Below are 14700 nucleotides of genomic sequence, written 5' to 3'. Positions count from 1 at the left end.
ATGGGGCGCAGGCTCAGGCCACAAGCGACTCTTCAGCGTGGATCTGGCTGAGCAGTGCCAAGGGGTCGAAATCGGCTTCCAGCTGCGTGCCCCGCGTGATGCGAAAGCACAGGCAGCCAAAGCGCAAGGAGCCCCGGCGCCGCTCGATCAGCTCGGGGACATGGGAGTCGCCGGGCATGGCCAGTGCAAGTTGTTTGCGCATGCGGAATATCTGAATGTTGAGGTGCCCGGGCTCCACTCCCAGCATCTTCGCCAGACGCTCCAGCTCGACCCAGCCATGGGCCTGGCTGTCCCGATGGCGCTGCGCATCGGCCCATCGCAAGCGCGCCAGGGTCAGCAGGGCGTAGTGGTGGGTGCGCTCGCCCAGGTCGAACTGACGGTCTGCCTCCTGCACCTGCAGGCGAACATGCTCTTCATCCAGGCTGACGTTGAAATGCAGGCTCGTGCGCGGCCGGATACACGGAACCGAACCGACCATGGCCTCCATGGTCGAGGTGACCTCCTGCGCCGCGATGAAGCACCAGGTCTGGTTGGAAAATCGGATCTCGTCGCCGTCTTCCAGCACCCAGCTGCCCTGGGGGGTGGTGCATATCCACCGGCCTTGCTCGGCGCAGTGGATGGACACCTCGGCGTGCTCGCCCTGGGGCAGCAGGTTGGACCGCTCCAGCGGCACGGGGGTGCTGTCGTGGCCCAGGGGCCAGAGCAGATTGGAGGGGGCTGCAAGGTCTTCCACGACCCAGGCAGAGCCAGCGTCACGCCCGAAACCGATGGTGCTTCCCATGCGGAGTGCAAAGGCTCCGTTGTGGGACAGCAGCGCGCCATCGAGCAGGGTTCCGTTGCGGCTGTGGTCGTGCAGTTCCCATGCGGTGCCCGTCCAGCGGATGGAGGCATGCAGCTGCGAGGCGTCCGGGTTTTCCAGCAAGGTGTCCGAAGAACGGCCTCGCCCAAACACGTGGAGTGTCCGCAAATGGATCTTGCGCTGTGTTGCGCGGTTTTTCAGGATTGCCATCAGTCAGTCCCTCATTTCTTCTTCGTCACACCTTGCGGCGCGGTTTCCTTTGGCCCCGCGCATGGCTGAATGTGATGCCACGCAGGCCGTGGCATGCCGCTGCTGCGATTGCCTTGCGGGATGCCGCTGTGCAGCTGACGCCGGTTTCCTATCCGGGCGTTCGCCAAGAATTCCCGATGCAGCCCAAAGAGTGTGTTGGCGCAGTCCTCCCCGCGCAACTACCAAATCTGGTAGTTAACGTTCTGTTTGCAATTGCATGGGATCGAAATGCACGAGGCCCCTTGGCAAGGCATCACAAGCAGCCCTGCCACGCACCTGCCTTTCGACCGCGCTGCATGCAGGGCTGGGCACTTTTCTTGTTGACCGCGGTGGCACGATGGCGCTGAAAGCCTGCCGCCGCAACGGTGCGCAGAGCGGCGTGCAGACCGGCGGGCATCGGTGCCTGCGGCCTGTAATGGCCTGTAATCGCCAAGCCAGAAGGTGGCTCCCACAATTTGTCCGGCGAGATGGCGTTTGCCATTCGCACCGATCCATTGACGGAGAAAACCATGCCTTACCTGTCTGACACTCAACGCAATCTGCTGGCGCCCGCTGGCGGGCTGCATCCTCGCAACGGCGCCACGGTGCCGACCTCGCAGCAGGCGCCATTTGTGAACGCCGCGTGCTGGGGTTGGGCGTTGAATGGCGAATACGTGAATGCCGATGACCCGTACGCAGCCACCACCATCTATACCTCGGACAACGGCGCTTTCGTGTTCAATGCCGAGCGTGTGCCCACCGGCCTGAACGCAGCGTTCTTTGCGGTCACCGACGTGATCTTTCCGCAAACGGTGCCGTACCACACCACACTGACCGCCAATTTCGCCAATGCACTGGGTGGCAATGTGGCGGCGCAGGACGCCTGCCGTTTTGCACTGATGAAGCTCACGGCAGAACTCAATGGGCACACGGTGTTGCCCGACACCGGCTCTGCGGTCTACACCATGGTCATGAAGTCACCGAGCTGGTACGGCTGGTGCCATTGGGGCATCGGCATCCAGGGAACGGGCGGTGGGGACACGACCTACCAGCAAAAAGTCAATGGCAGCGTCCTGAACCCCAACACCCTGCAATACAACTGCGGCGTGATGTGGGATGAAGGCCAGCCGCTGACCACGACGATCCGCATCGACGGCCTGTTGCAGACACAGGTCACCATGCTCAACAACGTGGTGTGACGCCATGGCTGCGCAAACCCGTGGTATCGACGTCAGCCACTACCAGGGCAATGTCAACTGGCCGAGTGTGGCTGGCAGCGACGTGGCCTTCTGCTTCATCAAGGCCACCGAAGGCATTGCCTATGTGGACCCGCTTTTCCGCGCCAACTGGACGGGCAGCGCGGCCGCAGGATTGCGCCGGGGCGCCTACCACTTCGGCCATGCCGGCAGCGATGCCGTCGCCCAGGCACAGTTTTTCTACAACACGGTCAGCGCCGATGGCACGCTCGGGCCCGCGGATCTGCCACCGGTGCTGGATCTGGAAACCCTGGATGGGCAAAGCCCCGCCGCAGTCCTGCAATGGACCCTGGCATTCCTGTCCGAGGCCGATGCGCTGTTCGGGCGCCAGACCATGGTCTATACCGACACGGGCTTCTGGCAGGCGCTTCAGGCGCTCCCCGGCTGCCAGGTGCTGGCCTCCCGCCCGCTGTGGCTGGCCGCATATTCCGCCGACCCCCATGTGCCACCACCTTGGGCACCCTTGTCGTCCTGGACGTTCTGGCAGTACAGCGATGGCTCCGTCAATGGCGGCAGCCCGGTGGCTGGCGTGGCGGGTGCCGTGGACCAGAACTGGTTCGCCGGCTCCGTGGCGCAGCTCGCCGCTCTGGGCTAGTGCCCAGGCCACCCCCCACCACCGTCTGGACGGACGGAACGCTTCCCATCGTTTCACTTTCCCACCACCACACCTTGAGGAGATTCGCCATGACATGCTATACCGACGCCACCGACACCAAAAAGATCACGAGGGAGATCGAGAGAAATCTGCAGGTTGAAGACAAGGCCATCGAAGTCCTGCAATTGATTGCCACGCTTTGCTTGACGACCGAGCTCTCTGAGGACCCGATGACGCTGTGGCTGCGCTTGCTCAGTGAAAACGGCGTGACCGCGCAGAAGTGGAAGGGCAGTAAGGATGTCATCGAGATCTACCCCAGCGGCACGCACGGTGTTGGGAAAAGCGACAGATTATGGTTCCAGCTGGGAGAGACATCGGTCGCTGTCATCAAGGCCTACGAGAGCGAACACTAGGCCCGTGCACCGGGGGGCCGGCGTGGAGCATGGAGGGGCCGTGGTCCTTTCGTGCCCCCGCAGTGTGTGGCCGATGGACGGATGAAAACTGAATTAAAAATAGCCGCTAGCGCTTTTTAGTGTTGGATTGATGGCTATTGAATTTATAGCAATCTGCCAGCCCTGCGATAGTCTTGCCTGCGGCAGTCAAGTGCCCAGCGGCAATACCAGCCTGAACTCCGCCCCCCGTCCCACATCGCTGTCCACCTCCAGCGTTCCGCCGTGCCGGTGGATCACGGTGTGCACCAGGGCCAGCCCCAGGCCCACGCCGCCGATGGCGGGGTGGCTGCGGTCATGCAGCCGCTGGAACGGTGCGAACAGCTGGCCCTGCAGTTCCGGTGCGATGCCGGGGCCTTCATCGCGCACCGACACGATCCAGTGCTCCCCTCGCTGCACGATGGAGCACTGCACGATGCCTTCTTCGGGGCTGAACTTGACGGCGTTGTTCAGCACGTTGGCCAGCGCGCGGCACAACAGGGCGCGGTCGCCCACGGTGGGGGCGGTTTCCGGCGCCGTGGCAATGGTCACCTCCACACCCCGGTCGCGGGCCAGGGCCCAGATGTCGTCCACGGTTTCGGCCAGCACGGCCACCAGGTCCAGGGGCGCCATGCGGTATTCCTGCGACTCGGCGCTGGCGAGCTTGACGAAGTTCTCGGCCATGCCCAGGGACGTGCGCGCATAACGCTCTATGCGCAGCATCAGCTCATCGTCCGGCATGCGGCCGGGGTAGGCGCGCTGCATCTCCAGCAGCGTGAGGATGGAGGCGTTGGGCGCCCGGATGTCGTGTGAGATGAAGTTCATCGCCTGGTCACGCTGCTGCTGGGCGCGCCGCATGTCCGTCAGGTCTACCAGGGTCAGCAGCCAGCCAGCCTTGGCCAGGTCGGTGAAGGGCTTGCACTGCACCAGCAGGCTGCGGCCTTGGGCATCGCGCCCCTCGCTTTGTTCGGGCATGTGGTGGCCGCGCAGCTTGTCCAGGGTGATGAGGGGTTGGCCGGTGCCGGTGTGCACCAGGTCATGCAGAAGTTCGACCACCGACTGCCCCTGCAGCGGCACCTGGGGGTCTCCGCCCACGTGGCGGCGTGCCGCCATGTTGGTGAGCAGGATGTGCCCCTGCGGGTCGCAGACGATGGTGGGGGAGGGCAGCTGCTGCAGGCTTTCGCTCACGAAGTGGTGCAGGTCGCGCAGCTGGCGCGATGCGCGTTCCACGGCATTGATGCGCTTTTCCAGGAAGTCGCCGGAATCGCCGGGGCGGTGCTGCAGCCGCATCGACAGGCCGTCGCGCTGCAGACGCTCCATCTCCAGCCGCAGAAAGTGCGCGGCGGCGCTCAGGCGTCGCCAGCTCCACAGCGGATAGGCCAGCACCAGCCCGGTCAGCGCTGCAGCGGGCGCGAACTGCAGGCCTATCCACGAAGGAAGGACCACGCTGAGCAGCAGGGTGGCCACGCCCAGCGCCGCGCTGGTGAGCAGGGCCACGAAGGGCCCCAGCAACAGCAGGGCCAGCAGTGCACACACCACGGGGGCCAGGTTGAACAGGGTGTTGAGAGCCGTGGCGGCAGGCTGGATCCGCACACCCGACAGGCGGCCGTCCAGCACCTGGGCCACCACCTCCACGCCAGGCATCAGTCGCGATTGCTGGCTCATGGGCGTGGCAAACATGTCGCCCAGGCCCGAGGCCGCAGCACCCACGAGCACGTATTTGCCGCGAAACGCCTGTGCAGGCACCTGGCCGCGAAGCACGTCGATGTAGGAATAGGTGGTGAAGTGGCCGGGACCACCGGCATACGCAATCAGCGTGCGGTCAGCGCGTTCCCAGGGGCCACTGCCTGGAGGCTGTGTGGCTGCGCCGTCGGCAACCGCCGCAGCGCGCGCGGCGTTGCACTGCGGCAACGTGGCGGGGGTGAGCGGTGCGGACGTGGCCACGCACTGCAGTGCCATGCTGAAGTGCTGCCAGGGTGCAGCGGCGGGCCCTTCCTGCAGGTACAGGCTGCGCACCACGCCGTCGTTGTCGGGAACCACGTGGACATGGCCCAGGCCGGCTGCGGCATCTGCAAATGCGGTCCAGGGCAGGTCGGCCAGGTGGGCAGCCGGGCCATGGCCGCGCCGCAGCACTGGCAGCACCACCCGCCCGCTGCGTCGCATGGCGTCGGCCAGCAGCACGTCGTCCTCGGGGTAGTCCAGGTCTTCTTCGTTGAACAGCACGTCCATGCCGATGGCGCGGGGCTGCTGCGCCGACACGCGCGTGATCAGCTCCGCGTGCAGCGCGCGGCGCCAGGGCCAGCGGCCAATGGCTGCGATGCTGGGGTCGTCGATGGCAACGATGACGATGTCGGGGTGCGCGGGGCGTGAGAGCAAGCGCAGGCCTGCGTCCTGCACGAGGTGGTTGACCCGGCTCAGGCTGTCGGCGGTGCTGAGCCAGGCCACCAGCCCCAGCAGGGCGGCGGCCAGCAGGCTCCATTCCAGGCGCCGCTGCTGGCCCCGGGTGCGTCCGGCGGTGATCATGGGCTTAGAACCTCCGTGCCCAGGCAACGCTGTGTGCGCGCCTCAAGGGCGTCCCACGGGCTGGCCGCTCGAGGTGGAGACCGGCAGTCCCGAACCCGTGCTGATGCCCGAGCCGACCCGGATCTGGCGCGGTGGCGAGAAGTCGCTTTGCAGGCCCGTGGGGTCCAGCACCTGGATGCGCACCAGGTAGTCGCCCGCAGGCAGGTTGCCGGCGGTCCATGCAGGGGCGTCGAGCTGGGTGTCGAGCACCACCTTGTCAAATGCCAGATCGTTGGCTGGGGCCAGTTGCAGGCGGAACCGCTGGCCGGGCTGCGCGGGCCAGTGCACCCGCACCGTGGTGTCGCCATCCTGCGCCTGCAACGACTGGGGAGACAGTGTGGCGGGGCGGTCTGCCACCGTGAAGGGCTGGGGCGGGGCAAACGGCCCTTGGTCGACCTGGCCTGCCGTGCCACCCGGGTCGGCCGGCCTCCCTGGATTCGCTGGGCCATGAGGCAGTTGCAGCAGGCTGGCCGCACGCCAGAAATAGTTGCCCACGGGCAGGGTGCTCAGAGGCAGGCGGCATTCGGTGAGGCGTTGTTCGTCCAGCACAGGCTGGGTGAACTGCGCATCGCGGGCCACCTGCAGGCGGTACCAGGCCACACCAGGCACCTGGGTGCACCGCAGTTCGCCCGCGCCGCTGGCCACCACCGCGCCGGGCGCGGGTTGCTGGTACAGCGGGGCCACGGGGCGCGTCTTGACCACAAAAGGCAGCAGGGCGGGTACGCCGGGGATGCCTGCGTCATCGAGGGCGCGTACCGACAGGTAGTAGCGTCCATCTTCCACGGCTTTCCAGCGCAGCTGGCCATCGGCAAAACTGCCGTGGCGCAGCACCTGGGTGAAGTCCGCATCCTGCGCCACCTGGGCCTGGTAGCGCGCAGCGCCCGGCAGCGGTGGTACGTTAATGGCCAGGATGCCCGCATCGCTGAGCATGGCAGGGACGCCTGATGTGTCGGGTGCCGCCAGCAGCGGGCGCGGCGCGCCCACGCTGCCATCGGCCGCCACGGCCAGCCCTTGTCCCGGGGCCAGCATCGCGGCGGCCGCTGCGGAGGAATGGGAGGATTGGCCCGTAGTTTCCGGCTGGCGGGACTGAACGGCCACCGAACCACTGAGCACCGACGCGGTGGTCTGGCCCGATTCTCCCATCGCCACGCCGAAGCGGGTGCCGCGCACACTGGTCACGGCGAGGGGGGTGCGCAGCTCGAAGCGGCGAAAAGCCTCGGCATTGGGTGGAACGCTGGATTCCACCGCACCGCTGCGCATCTCCAGCACCGATTGCAGGCTGCCCGCGCGCCCCCTGCGACGCAGTTGCCGCAGCAGCAGCTCGGACTGCGCCTGCACCCGCACCACGGTGCCATCGGCCAGCTTGACGGCGACGAAGGCGTCTGGCCCCACCTGCAGCGCGGTACCCTCTTCAAGCTTGCCGCCCTGGGCGACGGGCGCCGGGGTGTCGCCAGCGCGGGTTTGTGCGGTGACCGTGCCGTGCACGAACTCCACCGTGGCCGATTCGGCGGGCTGCAGGCGCACCGGAATCCACACCACCGAGCCCGGCACCAGGCGCCGGGGGTCGGCCACCTTGTTGCGGGCCTGCAGCAGCGGCCATTGCCGGGGTGCTGCCAGATAGGCCTTGGCCAGGCCTTCGAGGGTGTCCCCCTCCTGCACGGTGTGGGCAATTTCATCGCCTTGTGGCGTGGTGGCAGCGGCGGGGCGGGCCTGGGCGCAGGTGCTCGCCAGGCTACCGAGAAAACCCAGGGTGAGTGCCGCGCTGGCGCGCAGGGCCCAGCGGGGGCGGCCGGTTTTGGTTGCCAAGTGAAATCTCCTTCGTGCCGATCAGTGCAGGCGGGCTGGCCACGGAATCCCCTGAGGATGCCGCAGCTGGTAGTGGGGGGTCAGGCCCTTCGCTGGGCCTCGACAGCTTCAAAACGGTAACCCACACCGTAGACCGCCGAGACAATGAAACCGTTGGCGGGCCGCAGGTCCAGCAGGGTGCGCAAGCGCGAGATGTGGGTGTCCAGCGAGCGCGACATGACATCCGCCACCTGGCCCCAGACAATGTCCTTGAGGTGGTCGCGCGACAGCAGCCGGCCCATGTTCTGAAACAGAAACAGGGCGAGATCGTACTCGCGGTTCTTCAGCTCCACGGGCACGCCGTCAATTTCGATGGACCGGGTTTCGGACAGGAAGCGGTAGCGCCCGAACTCCACCACGCCGCCCACGTTGGCCGGGTAGGCACGGCGCAGCAGGGCCGAGACGCGGGCATTGAGCTCGCCAATGCGCACCGGCTTGACCATGAAGTCGTCCGCGCCACTGCCCAGGCCTTCGACGATGTCGCGCTCCTCCTGGCGGTGTGTGACGAACAGGATGGGCAATTGGGTGCCCACGTTCTTGCGCACCCAGCGCACCACTTCGGGCCCTGTGGTGTCTGGCAGGTGCCAGTCCACGATCAGCAGGTCAAAGGTCTCGCGGCGCATCTCGCGCAGCAAGTCGGCTCCATTGAGGTGTGTGTGGCAGACGTGGCCCATTGCCTCCGTGGCCTGTTTGATCAGATCCAGCTGGAGCGCATCGTCGTCCAAAGCGGCTATGCGCATGGTGTTTCCCTGTCGAAAATGCAATCGCGGATTATTTGCGATAACCGTCGACCGCGCTGGAACGCTCCGACGCCCCCGCAGCTGATTGACATTTGTTAACGCTTGGGGGCGCCCCGGGACGGGGGGCGGGGCGTGGGCGCGATTTCCCGCACCAGCCGCATGCCAACCAGGGTGTAGCGTGTCTCCGGGCTGTTCCAGTTGCGGTAGCCGCAACGCGCATAGAACGACCAGGTGTGCCAGGAGCCTCCACGGCGCACGCGCACGGTGCCGTCTGCAGGGCCCTTCGGGTCGCTGCGCGGGGAGTGCGCATAGTAGGTGTCCCCGTGCCAGTCCGACACCCATTCCCAGGCATTGCCCAGCATGTCGTGCAGGCCAAAGGCATTGGGTGCATAGCTGCCCACGGGTGCGGTGAACGCATGGCCGTCGCTGCCGGCCAAGGCGTGCTGCTGCCAGCGGGGCCACAGGGGTGCGGCCTCCTGGTCGAAGGTGTTGGCGCTTTGCAGCAGGCCCTGCGGGTCATCGCCATGGGGGTAGCGGGTGCGGGTGCCTGCGCGGCAGGCGTATTCCCATTCAGCCTCGGTGGGCAGGCGGTAGTGGTGGCCTTCGGTACGGCTCAGCCATCGGGCCAGGGCCTGGGCGTCGTTCCAGGTGATGTTGACCACCGGATGGTCTGGCCCTTGTGCAAAACCCGGGTTGCGCCACGAATAGCGGGGGTCTCGGCCCTCAAAAGCATCGCCGCGCCGCGTGGTGGCGGGGTCGTACTGGGCGTTGTAGCCATAGCCGCCTGTGCCATCGGCTTCCGATTCGGGCTGGTAGCCCGAGGCCTTGATAAAGCGCTGGAACTGCCCCACGGTGACCTCGTGCCGGCCCAGGTAGAACGCCTGGCGGATGCGCACCGTGTGCGCCGGGCCTTCATCGGCCAGATCGGTGAAGCGCCTGGGCTCCAGCGCGGGATAGTCGCGTGCCAGGACGTCTGGCGGCTCCACGCCACCCATCGTGAAGCTGCCGGCCGGAACTTGCTGGAAGACCATGCCCAGGCTGTTGGTCCAGCTGGCGGGCGCGGCGTTTTTTTCAGACCCGGCATGGGCGCAGGCGCAGGCAAGCACCGCCGCCAGGGCCATGCCATGCGCCCCGGGGGGGCGCCGCTGAGACCAGGCCACGCCGTGGGTCAGGGTTGGCGGTCGGGGGCTTCGCTCACGCATTCAAAAATCAGGCGCGAGCCATCGTTGCGCAGTAGTTTGGGAAACAGCGCCAGCGGCTGGCATTCGCGTGTGGCTGCCGCATAGGCGGGAGACGTGTCGTTCCCGTAGACGGGTACGCTGAAAGTGCGGTCGCGGCCCGATGCCATGGGCCCCGAGGGGTGGTGGTGAGGGGCGGTGGCGTTGCAGCCCGCCAACACGGCAAGCACGGAGAGGATGGCAACTGGCAGTTTCATGGGGATCTCCAAGAACAGAGCGGCCAGTTTACGCACATGGCCGGCTTTGCCGCGTAGGCGCAGTGCGCGGACGCCACACTCTTTGTTCTGGCGCACCCTGGGAGGGCCCCGCACGGATGCACGGGCGTCAGATTGCGAGTTCTTTTGGCGTCTTGCGCTTGTCTATCAAGCGCTGAATGCTATTAAAAAATGAGTATCCCGCCGTTTGCGGACCGTGATCTCGTGCCGCGCGCGCGGCGGTGGTCTACGCAGCGGCGGCCGCTGCTTCGGCCAGTGCCTGCAACGCGGCCGCCACGTCGGCGTCGGCCACGCCATCCACCGGGGACAGGTGCGGCGCCAGTGCCTGCTGCGCGCCGGGCTCCTTTTGCAGCCGCGCAATCGCCTGGCCCGCTTCCTTGGGGGCGTCGAAGCCAGTGCTCTGCAGCAGCAGGCGGCCATCGGCATCCACGAGCTTGAAGTAGAACTTGCCGTCGGCTTCGCGGTACTGCTTGAACGAGGGCAGTGCGGCCTTCGCGGCCTTGGCGGGCTTGGCTGCCGCAGTGGTCTGGGCCAGGCTGCGCAGGCCCACGGCGGCGCGCAGCTCGCGGATGAACGGCGTGGCCAGCGCACGGGCGCGTTCGGCGCCGGCCAGCAGCGTCTGCTCGATGCGGGCGGGGTTGTGGATGAGTTCTTCGTACTGCGCGCGCATGGGGGCGATCACCTGGTCCACACGTTCGAACAGCGTGTTCTTCGCATCACCCCAGGCAATGCCGTCGGCATAGGCCTTGCGCAGCGCCTCGGTCTCTTCAGGCGTGGCAAATGCCTGGTAGATCTGGAACAGCGCCGATCCCTCGGTGTCCTTGGGCTCGCCGGGCGCGCGCGAGTCGGTCAGGATGCCGCCGATCAGCTTCTTGAGCTGATCGCGCGAGCTGAACAGCGGGATTGTGTTGTCGTAGCTCTTGCTCATCTTGCGGCCGTCCAGCCCCGGCAGGGTGGCCACGTGGTCGTCGATGGCGGCTTCGGGCAGCACGAAGTGCTCGCCATACAGGTGGTTGAAGCTCGCAGCCATGTCGCGTGCCATCTCGATGTGCTGGATCTGGTCGCGGCCCACGGGCACCTTGTGGGCCTTGAACATCAAAATGTCTGCGCCCATCAGCACCGGGTACATGAACAGGCCGGCCGTCACGCCGTCGTCCTGCTCGCGCCCGGCGGCGGTGTTCTTGTCCACGCTGGCCTTGTAGGCGTGGGCGCGGTTGAGCACGCCCTTGCCGGTCACGCAGGTCAGCAGCCAGGTCAGCTCGGGGATTTCGGGGATGTCGGACTGGCGGTAGAACGTGACCTTCTCGGGGTTCAGCCCTGCGGCCAGCCAGCTCGCCGCGATCTCCAGCGTGGAGCGCTGAATGCGTGCCGGGTCCTCGCACTTGATCAGCGCGTGGTAGTCGGCCAGGAAGTAGAAGCTCTGCACATCGGGCGTGAGGCTGGCCGCCACCGAGGGGCGGATGGAGCCCACGAAGTTGCCCAGGTGGGGCGTGCCCGTGGTGGTGATGCCGGTGAGAAAGCGCGTGGTGCTCATGGGAACGGTGTCTGCAGGGAAATGAGAGAAAGAGAGAGAAGGAGAGTCAGCGCAGGAGGGCAGTCAGCGGGGTGAGCAGCAAATTGATGGCGCCGTAGCCCAGGGCCATGAGGGGACGCAGCCACAGTGTGCCCACCACCCCGGCGATCACCAACCCCATCACGATGAAGAAGCCCCAGGGCTCGATGCGGGACACCATGTGCGCCTGCTTCCAGGGCAGCAGTCCCACCAGGATGCGCCCGCCGTCGAGCGGAGGCAGCGGAAACAGGTTGAACGCCCACATCACGAGGTTGACCAGCACGCCTGCGCGCGCCATCTCGATGAAAAAGCGCTCGTCCACCCCAAAGCCCACCAGCGAGACCAGCACCACAGCCCACAAAATGGCCTGGATGAAATTGGACGCCGGCCCTGCCAGCGCCACCCACACCATGTGTTTCTTGGGGTTGCGCAGGTTGCCGAAGTTGACCGGCACGGGCTTGGCATAGCCAAACAGGAAGGCGCCCGAGGTCGCAAAGTACAGCAGCAGCGGCATCAGGATGGTGCCGACCGGGTCGATGTGCTTGATCGGGTTGAGGGTGATCCGGCCCATCATGTACGCGGTGTTGTCACCAAAGTGGCGCGCGGCGTAGCCATGGGCTGCCTCGTGCACGGTAATGGCAAACAACACCGGCAGGGCGTAGATCAGAACGGTTTGGATGAGATTGGAGATGTCCACCGGTCGATTGTCTCAGACGGAGCGCATGGCGGCCTTCCACGGCGCTGCCCTCGCCTTCACGGAATGTCGCTACCCCCCCCCCTCGGCAAGCAGAAGACATTTCGTCATCCCGATGGATTTCTTGGCACACACGCGCAGCGATCCTGAAGCCATTGGTGGCCGCCTGGTGCATGTGATGCGCAGCAACTGCTCCAACAGGCCGATGAGGCCCTGTACACCGGCAAGCACAACGGCAAACACAGCCTGCACCGAACGCGGGATGCGGCATCCGAAATGCTCTCATAAAGATAGCTGAAAGCGGTATGGTTGATGCGCTGGCACCTCATGGGCATTGAAGGGGCGAAGGGGATGCGTCTCGCACGGGTGCCATGGCGCGTGCCCCCGGGTCCGAACCGCTAGTCCCCATTTCCAATCATTGATAGCATGTCGCATACGGTTACGAATTGCAGCACTGCGGCTGCGCTCCCGTTGCCCCACCCGCGCCTCTTCTTGTCACGTCACGCTTCTGGAGACCCATCCCGTGCCATTTGAACAATTCAAAATCGGAACCCGCCTGTTGCTGGTGTTTGGCGGCATTGCGCTCATCGTGGCGGTGCTCATGGGCATGGGGCTTTCTCGGATATCGCGGGCGGAGGATGTCTACCGGGGTGCCCTGTCGTCCACTGCAGGCACAGGCGCCGCTGCCACGGCGGGCGAAGGCCAGCAGCGTGCTTCGCAGGCAGCACAGGAGCACCTGCAAAGCGCCCGCTGGTGGATCGTGGGTGGCGGTGTGGCCGTGATCGCGCTCTCGCTGCTGGGGTTCATGGGCCTGCGCGGCAGCATCGTGAGCCCGCTCAACCAGGCCATCCTGATTGCGGAGACCGTGGCCTCGGGCGACCTGAGCCAGGAGTTCAGCACCGAGCTGCAGGGCGATTTCGGCCGGCTGCTGGGGGCGTTGGGCACGATGGAAGACACGTTGACCGACCTGGTCTCCCGCATCAAGCAGGATGCGGACGCGATCAGCGCCTCGGCCGTGGACATCGACCATGGCAATACCGACCTTTCGCGCCGCGCCGAGGACCAGGTGTCTTCACTCACCGAAACTGCCGCCAGCATGGAGCAGCTGACGGCCACCGTGCGCCAGAACGCAGAGCGTGCGCATTCCGCCAGCGGCCTGGCCGTCAAGGCTTCCGCCATCGCCGAGCACGGTGGCCTGGTGGTGGGCGAGGTGGTGCAGACCATGCAAGCCATCAGTGGCAGCTCCCGCAAGATCGTGGACATCATTCAAGTCATCGAAGGCATCGCCTTCCAGACCAACATCCTGGCGCTGAACGCCGCCGTGGAAGCCGCCCGGGCAGGCGAGCAGGGCCGGGGCTTTGCCGTGGTGGCCAGTGAGGTGCGCAACCTGGCCCAGCGCAGCGCCGTGGCAGCGCGCGAGATCAAGGCGCTGATCAGCGCGTCGGTCGAGCAGGTGGAAAACGGCGCTGGCCAGGTGGGCAAGGCTGGCAAGACCATGGAAGAGATCGTGACGGCCGTGGGCCAGGTCAGTGCGCTGCTGGGTGAAATCTCCATCGCCCTGCGCGAACAGAGCGATGCCATCAGCCATGTGAACGTGGCGGTGTCGCACATGGATGGCACCACCCAGGAGACGGCTGCGCTGGTGCAGAACGCGGTTTCCACCGCGACGTCGCTCACGGCCCAGGCGCGCGACCTGGAGCAGGCCGTGGGTGCGTTCAAGTTGTAGCCCCCTGAGCGGCTGCGCCGCTTCCCCCTCAGGGGGACGCCACCGGTGGCCTGGCGGAGCCAGTTCACGGTGGCGCTGGTCTTTGGCAGCGACAGTTTTGGGTGCGGTAGCCTGAAAGGCGCTTTTTCTGACCCTCAAGACCGCTCTGCGCGGGTGCAGGGCGGGTCACGGGATTTCAGCTTTACAACCCCAAAGCCTTCAAGCTGCCCCGGCCTTCGCGCACCACTTCGGGGTCGCCTCCGGTGCCCATGGGGGTCAGGTCCACCACGGTGGTGGGTTCCAGCGGGCAGGCGCCCGCATCCACGACGGCATCCACCAGCTTTTCGTAGCGTTCGCGGATTTCCTGCGGGTCGTTCAGGGGCTCGGTCTCGCCGGCCGGGATCAGCGTGGTGGCCAGCAGGGGGGCGCTGTGCAGCTCCAGCAGCAGTTGCAGGCCCTTGCGGTCGGGCACGCGCAGGCCGATGGTCTTGCGCGAAGGGTGGCTCACGCGGCGTGGAACTTCCTTGGTCGCTTCGAGGATGAAGGTGTAGGGGCCAGGCGTACCGAGCTTGAGCAGGCGGTACTGGCGGTTGTCCACGCGGGCATAGTTGGCCAGCTCCGACAGGTCACGGCACAACAGGGTGAGGTGGTGCTTGTCATCCACCTGGCGGATGCGGCGCATGCGATCAACGGCATCCTTGTCGTCCAGGTGGCAGACCAGCGCATAGCTGGAATCGGTGGGCACGGCCAGGATGCCGCCCTTTTGCAGCAACATGGCGCCCTGCTTGAGCAGGCGCGGCTGGGGGTTGTCGGGGTGAACTTCGAAATACTGGGCCATGAAAT

General features: G+C 66.1%; 13 protein-coding genes. 4 read left to right on the top strand and 9 right to left on the bottom strand.

Going from position 1 to position 14700, the window contains the following annotated elements; all coding sequences use genetic code 11:
• Nucleotides 1-13: 13 nt before the first annotated feature.
• Nucleotides 14-1009, bottom strand: coding sequence for an FHA domain-containing protein (locus tag ASE39_RS02430; RefSeq protein ID WP_057226536.1), 996 nt, complete (start codon nucleotides 1007-1009; stop codon nucleotides 14-16).
• Nucleotides 1010-1557: 548 nt separating this feature from the next.
• On the opposite strand from ASE39_RS02430, the gene ASE39_RS02425 reads away from it, so the two are divergent.
• The 3 genes from ASE39_RS02425 (at nucleotide 1558) to ASE39_RS02415 (ending at nucleotide 3291) form a co-directional block, all read left to right on the top strand.
• Nucleotides 1558-2226 (top strand): hypothetical protein, encoded by a 669-nt coding sequence (locus ASE39_RS02425; protein ID WP_057227220.1) that lies wholly within the window; start codon nucleotides 1558-1560, stop codon nucleotides 2224-2226.
• Between the two features lie 4 nt (nucleotides 2227-2230).
• Nucleotides 2231-2878, top strand: a complete 648-nt coding sequence (locus ASE39_RS02420; RefSeq protein WP_010463356.1) for a GH25 family lysozyme — start codon at nucleotides 2231-2233, stop codon at nucleotides 2876-2878.
• Nucleotides 2879-2967: 89 nt separating this feature from the next.
• Nucleotides 2968-3291, top strand: a complete 324-nt coding sequence (locus ASE39_RS02415; protein ID WP_010463358.1) for a hypothetical protein — start codon at nucleotides 2968-2970, stop codon at nucleotides 3289-3291.
• A gap of 186 nt (nucleotides 3292-3477) precedes the next feature.
• Here ASE39_RS02415 and ASE39_RS02410 read toward each other — a convergent pair whose 3' ends face one another.
• From ASE39_RS02410 to ASE39_RS02380, 7 genes are all read right to left on the bottom strand, one after another.
• Nucleotides 3478-5829 carry a CHASE2 domain-containing protein gene (locus ASE39_RS02410; RefSeq protein ID WP_057270057.1) on the bottom strand — a complete coding sequence of 784 codons (2352 nt, stop codon included), beginning with the start codon at nucleotides 5827-5829 and terminating at the stop codon, nucleotides 3478-3480.
• A gap of 42 nt (nucleotides 5830-5871) precedes the next feature.
• Nucleotides 5872-7674 carry a FecR domain-containing protein gene (locus tag ASE39_RS02405; RefSeq protein WP_082615298.1) on the bottom strand — a complete coding sequence of 601 codons (1803 nt, stop codon included), beginning with the start codon at nucleotides 7672-7674 and terminating at the stop codon, nucleotides 5872-5874.
• An 80-nt stretch (nucleotides 7675-7754) separates the two neighbouring features.
• Nucleotides 7755-8453: a response regulator transcription factor gene (locus tag ASE39_RS02400; RefSeq protein WP_010463363.1), complete on the bottom strand. Its 699-nt coding sequence runs from the start codon at nucleotides 8451-8453 to the stop codon at nucleotides 7755-7757.
• Between the two features lie 95 nt (nucleotides 8454-8548).
• Complete coding sequence (locus tag ASE39_RS02395; RefSeq protein ID WP_057270056.1) at nucleotides 8549-9574, bottom strand: formylglycine-generating enzyme family protein; 1026 nt, start codon at nucleotides 9572-9574, stop codon at nucleotides 8549-8551.
• Nucleotides 9575-9621: 47 nt separating this feature from the next.
• Nucleotides 9622-9888 (bottom strand): hypothetical protein, encoded by a 267-nt coding sequence (locus ASE39_RS02390; protein WP_010463366.1) that lies wholly within the window; start codon nucleotides 9886-9888, stop codon nucleotides 9622-9624.
• Between the two features lie 244 nt (nucleotides 9889-10132).
• Nucleotides 10133-11440, bottom strand: a complete 1308-nt coding sequence (locus tag ASE39_RS02385; protein WP_057270055.1) for a tryptophan--tRNA ligase — start codon at nucleotides 11438-11440, stop codon at nucleotides 10133-10135.
• A gap of 46 nt (nucleotides 11441-11486) precedes the next feature.
• A complete protein-coding gene (locus ASE39_RS02380) occupies nucleotides 11487-12155 on the bottom strand; it encodes a site-2 protease family protein (protein ID WP_010463370.1) in 669 nt (222 codons plus the stop codon).
• A gap of 520 nt (nucleotides 12156-12675) precedes the next feature.
• On the opposite strand from ASE39_RS02380, the gene ASE39_RS02375 reads away from it, so the two are divergent.
• Nucleotides 12676-13878, top strand: a complete 1203-nt coding sequence (locus tag ASE39_RS02375; protein ID WP_010463374.1) for a methyl-accepting chemotaxis protein — start codon at nucleotides 12676-12678, stop codon at nucleotides 13876-13878.
• A gap of 181 nt (nucleotides 13879-14059) precedes the next feature.
• On the opposite strand, the gene ASE39_RS02370 is transcribed toward ASE39_RS02375, so the two are convergent.
• Nucleotides 14060-14695 carry an L-threonylcarbamoyladenylate synthase gene (locus ASE39_RS02370; RefSeq protein WP_057270054.1) on the bottom strand — a complete coding sequence of 212 codons (636 nt, stop codon included), beginning with the start codon at nucleotides 14693-14695 and terminating at the stop codon, nucleotides 14060-14062.
• Between the last annotated feature and the right edge of the window lie 5 nt (nucleotides 14696-14700).

It is taken from the genome of Acidovorax sp. Root267 (assembly GCF_001429215.1).
GTDB classification, from domain to species: Bacteria; Pseudomonadota; Gammaproteobacteria; order Burkholderiales; family Burkholderiaceae_C; genus Acidovorax; species Acidovorax radicis.
Note: the sequence above shows the minus strand (reverse complement) of the source record. Positions and strands in the feature narration are given on the sequence as shown.